This is a genomic window from Kitasatospora sp. NPDC036755, from assembly GCF_040636595.1.
Lineage (GTDB): Bacteria > Actinomycetota > Actinomycetes > Streptomycetales > Streptomycetaceae > Kitasatospora.
Genome location: NZ_JBEZUT010000465.1, coordinates 1 through 5,076 on the forward strand (window position 1 = coordinate 1; position 5,076 = coordinate 5,076).

Consider the following 5,076-nt stretch of genomic DNA (forward strand, 5'->3'; position numbering starts at 1 on the left):
GGTGGAGCGGATGATGCGGGACGCGAAGATCACGCAGATCTACGAGGGCACCAACCAGGTCCAGCGGATCGTGATGGCCCGCAACCTCCCGTAGCCCCGAAAACCGTGCGACGGCGGGCGGCCGCGCTCCGTAGGCTGCCCGCCATGTCGCTCACCCCCGCCGGGCCCGCCCTGGCCGTGATCACCCCCGAGAACGTCGACGCCGCCCTCGCCCTGCGGGTCCGCCCCGACCAGGAGGGCCTGGTGGCGCCGGTGGCGACGTCGCTGGCCGAGGCGTACGCGTACGGGGAGACGGCCTGGCCCCGGCTGATCCTGGACGGCGGGCGGCCGGTGGGCTTCGTGATGGCCTTCTTCGACCTCGCCTTCCACCCCGGCCGCCCCGGCGACCGCCCCCGCTCCGGCCTGTGGCGGCTGCTGATCGACGCCGAGCGGCAGCGCGGCGGCTACGGCCGCTTCGCCGTCGAGCGGGTCTGCGCCGAGATCCGCCGGCGCGGCGGCACGCGGGCGACGGTCACCTACCACCCCGGTCCGCGCGGCCCGGAGGAGTTCTACGCCCGCCTCGGCTTCCGGCCGACCGGGGAGACCAGCGGCGACCAGGCCGTCGCGGAACGGGACCTCCCGGCGCTCGGCTGAGCGGCGCCGCCGGGGGCCCGGCAGCCCTCGTCTTCCGTGCCCCGCGCGCCGGTTGGCGTGATCGACCCCCCGTCGGCACCCGCCGGGTAGGGTCCGGCACCATGACCGAGCCGGGCTTCCTCACCGAGACCAGGGCGTTCTACGACGCCGTCGCCACCGAGTACACCGACCTCTTCCGGGACGCGCTGGACCGCATGCCGATGGACCGGGCGATGCTGGCGCTCTTCGCCGACCTGGTCCGCGCCGAGCGGCCGGACGGCAGGACGGCCGAACTCGGCTGCGGCCCGGGCCGGATGACCGGCCCGCTGCACCGGCTCGGCCTGGACGTGCAGGGCGTCGACCTCTCCCCGCGGATGGTCGAACTGGCCCGGCAGGCCCACCCGGAGGTGCCGTTCAGCGTCGGCTCGATGCTCGACCTCCCCTTCCCGGACGGGGAGTTGACCGGCGTGGTGGCCTGGTACTCGATCATCCACACCCCGGCGGAGCGGCTTCCCGAGGTGTTCGCCGAGTTCGCCCGGGTGCTGGCCCCCGGCGGCCACCTGATGCTCGCCTTCCAGGTCGGCGACCTGCCCTCGCGCCAGGAGCGGCCCTTCGGGCACCCGGTGTCGCTGGACTTCCGCCGGCTGCGGCCGGAGCGCGTGGAGGAACTGGTCCGGGGGGCCGGGCTGGCGGTCACCTCCCGGACGGTCCGCGAGCCGGAGGGCGAGGAGCCGACCCCGCAGGCCTATGTGCTGGCCCGCAAGCCGAAGGCCTGAGGAGGGCTCCCGCGCCGGGCTCCGCGCGGCCCCGGACCCGCGGACCGCTACGCCGCCCCGGACCCGCGGACCGCTACGCCGCCCCGGACCCGCGGACCGCTACGCCGCCCCGGACCCGCGGACCGCTACGCGGCCTCGGAGGGGGACGGCGGCAGCCCGGAGGCGGTCGCGATCACCTCGTCCAGCACCTCGCGGGAGCGCAGCAGATCGCTGATCGTCCGGTCGATCCGCTCGCGCTCCGCGGTGAGTTCCTCAACCAGCAGCGGGGTGGCGACCTCGTTCGGGCCGCCGTCGGAGTCCCGCATGCAGGGCAGGATCTTGTAGATGGTCCGGCTGTGCAGCCCGGCGGCGAACAGTTCCTGGATGTGCACCACCCGGTCGACGGCGGCCTCCGGATACTCCCGGTGGCCGCCGTCGGTGCGGCGGGCGGCCAGCAGGCCCTGCTGTTCGTAGTAGCGCAGCGAGCGCTCGCTCACGCCCGTCCGCCGGGCCAGTTCGCCGATCCGCATGCCGTCCGTCCCGTCCCGTCGTCCTTCGCCCCGGTCGTCCCCGGCCCCGGGCGTCGTGCCGCCGCGGCCGTCGTTCCACAGTGTGCCCCGGAGCCGGCACCGGGGGGTAGGTTCGCGCCCCCGGCCCGAGGTCGGTCACCGGATAACACAGCCGCGTCCGACCGTGCCGGACCGGGGGCGGCGCGCGCCGAACAGGCGATCGTGCCATGATCCCTGCATGTCTTCCAACGTTTTCTTCGACATCACGATCAACGACGAGCCGGCCGGCCGGATCGTCTTCAAGCTGTTCGACGAGGTCGTCCCCAAGACCGCCCGGAACTTCCGCGAGCTGGCCACCGGCCAGAACGGCTTCGGCTACGCGGGCTCCGGTTTCCACCGCGTGATCCCGGCCTTCATGCTCCAGGGCGGTGACTTCACCAACCACAACGGCACCGGCGGCAAGAGCATCTACGGCGAGAAGTTCGCGGACGAGAACTTCCAGCTCAAGCACGACCGCCCGGGTCTGCTGTCGATGGCCAACGCCGGCCGCAACACCAACGGCTCGCAGTTCTTCATCACCACCATCGTCACCGACTGGCTGGACGGCAAGCACGTCGTCTTCGGCGAGGTCGTCGAGGGCCTGGACCTGGTCAAGAAGATCGAGGGCCTCGGCTCGCCGAGCGGCCGCACCTCGGCCAAGATCACCATCGCCGCCTCGGGCGAGGTCCAGTAACCGCCGCACCACTGGCACGCACCGCCCCGGAGCGGGACGTCGGACCTTCCGGCCTCCCGCTCCGGGGCGGTTTCGTGCCCGCTCCGCGCCGGCTCGGGCCCGCCCGGCACCCGTGGCCGCCGCCGGCCGGGGTGCGGCGGGCAGGGTAGCCCGGAGCGCCGCCCTCCGGGCCGGAACCGGGCAATCTCACGGCCTTCCTCCGGCCGGGCCCTACGCTCGAATCGGACGCGGACCCAGCCGCGGCCGAACTCGACTCTGCGACAAGGTGGTTGGGCGATGACGGAGCAGGGCGCCGATGACGGCGAGGTGACCTACGAACAGGTGACGGTGGTCTCCCTGGCCGGCTGCGAGCCGGTCGGCCCGGCGCGGTTCGCCGTCCGGGTCGTCCGCGAGGGCATGACCGTCAAGCGGGTGGCGGGCTACTGGGTGCGCTGGGACGAGCGCTGGGGCCCGGAGGAGGTCCGCCACCACGCCCGCTGGGTCGCGGACGAGGAGTACGTGCGGCCGGAGACCGGCAGCCTGGACGGCACCCTGGCGGTGATGGTCGCCGCGTACTGGACGGACCCGGCGGGCGCCTTCCCGCGCCGCCCGGGCACCGAGACCGTGGTGACCTTCCGGCCGGGCGAGACCGCGCACGAGCTGGTGCTGGAGCAGCCCGCACCGACCGTCCCGGCCGCCGCCCCGCACCGCCAGGCCTCGCTGTCCGTGCAGCTGACCCACGCGAGGTGGCTGGGCTGCGACGGGCAGCCGATCCACTACGGCTTCTCGGGTGCCACCGAGGCGGCCGGCGGCGAGGGGGAGTGGCTGGTCCGCTTCCCGGAGTGCGGCACCGGCCTGCTGCCGTACGTCTGAGGGATCCGCCGCGCCGCCGTACCGCGCGGGGGTCAGGAGGGGCTGGGCACCGGCGCGGGGCCCCAGGCGCCCGCCCGCGTCCCCACCTTGCGGGCCGGTGCGCCGGCCCAGATCTCCCCGGGCCCGGTCGAGCGGGTGAGCACCGCGTTGGCCCCGACGACGGTGCCCGCGCCGACGGTCAGTACGCCCTCCTTGCACACCACCTTGGCGCCCGCGCACAGCACCGCCCCGTCCTCGACCACCACCCGCCGCATCGCGCTCTCCTCCTGCGGCACCCACGGGTCGGCCCGGCCGATGGTCACGCCGTTGTAGAGCGTCACGCCGGCGCCGAGGGTGGTGTACGGGTGCAGCACGGTGCCGAAGCCGCGGTGGAAGACCATCAGCCCGGGCCCGATCTCGCAGGCGGCGGGCACCTCCATGCCGTAGAGCGCGAGCGCCTCCTGGACCAGACGGCCCAGGAGGCGGTGGCGGCGGCGCCGGATCAGTGCGGTGACGAGTGACATCCACTCATTGTGGCGGTGCCGTCACGCGAAGTCGCCGACTACTTGAACTCCGGCACCGCGGTGTCGTTCTTGAAGGCGTCGAAGACCTGCTTGGACTTGTTGGCGTCCCACAGCACGGCGGACTCGCCGGTCTTGGTCCGGTAGTCCGGGTTGCCGATCGGGACGGTCACCGACTTGCCGCCGCCGCCGTTGACGTCCTTCATGGCGAGGAAGAACGAGCCGAGGTCGGTCAGTCCGCAGTCGTCGTCGACGATCAGGGTGCCGAGCGCGGAGTCGACCAGCGGGTAGAAGGTGAACGGGTTCACCAGGTTGCCCGGGGAGGCGGCCTGGTGGGCCAGGGCGCCGAGGAACTTCTGCTGGTTGCGCATCCGGCCGAGGTCCTGGTCGGCCATCTGGTGGCGCTGGCGGACGAAGGCGAGGGCCTGCTTGCCGGTGAGGGTCTGGTCGCCGGCCTTGAGGTCGAGCCCGGAGTCCTTGTCCTGGATGTCCTGGTCGATCTTCATCTCGACGCCGCCGATCGAGTCGACGATGCCGACGAAGCCGCCGAAGCCGATCTCGGCGTAGTGGTCGATCCGGATGCCGGTGTTCTGTTCGACGGTCTGGACCAGCAGGCGGCCGCCGCCGTTGCCGAAAGCCGAGTTGATCTTCGCGGTGGTGCCCTTGACCGGCTTGCCGTTGCTGCCCGGGTGCTCGGGGATCGGCACCCAGGAGTCGCGCGGGATGCTCATCAGGGTGTTCCCGCCGTCCCCGACGTGCAGGATCATCATCGAGTCGCTGCGCTTGCCCTCGGTGTCGTGCCCGGTGTGCAGGTCGTCCTGCTCGGATTCGGTGAGGCCCTGGCGGCTGTCGGAGCCGACGATCAGCCAGTTGGTGCCCTTGCCCGCGGCCGGGCGCCCGGGGTAGTCGGCGAGCACGTTCTCGTGGTTGAGCTTGGAGTCCGCCCAGAACCAGGTGGAGACGGCGGTCACCATGACGGCGATCAGCACGCCGAAGACCGACCACTTCACGATCCGCCGACGGGGCCAGCGCCGGGCCGGGGTGCCGGCCGGGCGCTCATGGTCATCCGCCCGGGGTCGAGCACCGGCGTCTGAGCCGCCGCGCGCCTCGCCGGC

The 5,076-nt window shown here is 73.3% G+C and carries 8 protein-coding genes; 5 read left to right on the top strand and 3 right to left on the bottom strand.

The annotated features are described in order from the left end of the window. From AB0E96_RS38010 to AB0E96_RS38020, 3 genes are all read left to right on the top strand, one after another. Window positions 1-94 (top strand): acyl-CoA dehydrogenase family protein (locus AB0E96_RS38010; protein ID WP_132919430.1); only part of this gene is annotated, 94 nt, incomplete at its 5' end. Between the two features lie 50 nt (window positions 95-144). Next, window positions 145-633, top strand: a complete 489-nt coding sequence (locus AB0E96_RS38015; protein WP_359830951.1) for a GNAT family N-acetyltransferase — start codon at window positions 145-147, stop codon at window positions 631-633. 101 nt (window positions 634-734) lie between these two features. Next, on the top strand, window positions 735-1,388 hold the full coding sequence (locus tag AB0E96_RS38020) for a methyltransferase domain-containing protein (protein WP_359830953.1): 654 nt from the start codon (window positions 735-737) through the stop codon (window positions 1,386-1,388). A 125-nt stretch (window positions 1,389-1,513) separates the two neighbouring features. Here the strand turns inward: AB0E96_RS38020 and AB0E96_RS38025 are convergent, their stop codons facing one another. Next, window positions 1,514-1,897, bottom strand: coding sequence for a MerR family transcriptional regulator (locus tag AB0E96_RS38025; RefSeq protein ID WP_359830955.1), 384 nt, complete (start codon window positions 1,895-1,897; stop codon window positions 1,514-1,516). Window positions 1,898-2,114: 217 nt separating this feature from the next. On the opposite strand from AB0E96_RS38025, the gene AB0E96_RS38030 reads away from it, so the two are divergent. Continuing rightward, the gene (locus tag AB0E96_RS38030) at window positions 2,115-2,609 is read left to right on the top strand and encodes a peptidylprolyl isomerase (protein ID WP_359830957.1); all 495 of its coding nucleotides are present in this window, start codon (window positions 2,115-2,117) and stop codon (window positions 2,607-2,609) included. Between the two features lie 276 nt (window positions 2,610-2,885). Further along, window positions 2,886-3,461 (top strand): hypothetical protein, encoded by a 576-nt coding sequence (locus AB0E96_RS38035; RefSeq protein ID WP_359830958.1) that lies wholly within the window; start codon window positions 2,886-2,888, stop codon window positions 3,459-3,461. 32 nt (window positions 3,462-3,493) lie between these two features. On the opposite strand, the gene AB0E96_RS38040 is transcribed toward AB0E96_RS38035, so the two are convergent. Together AB0E96_RS38040 and AB0E96_RS38045 are read right to left on the bottom strand one after the other, a co-directional pair. Then, window positions 3,494-3,964: a hypothetical protein gene (locus tag AB0E96_RS38040; protein ID WP_359830960.1), complete on the bottom strand. Its 471-nt coding sequence runs from the start codon at window positions 3,962-3,964 to the stop codon at window positions 3,494-3,496. Window positions 3,965-4,002: 38 nt separating this feature from the next. Next, on the bottom strand, window positions 4,003-5,076 hold a 1,074-nt coding region (locus AB0E96_RS38045), incomplete at its 5' end, for an LCP family protein (RefSeq protein ID WP_359830962.1).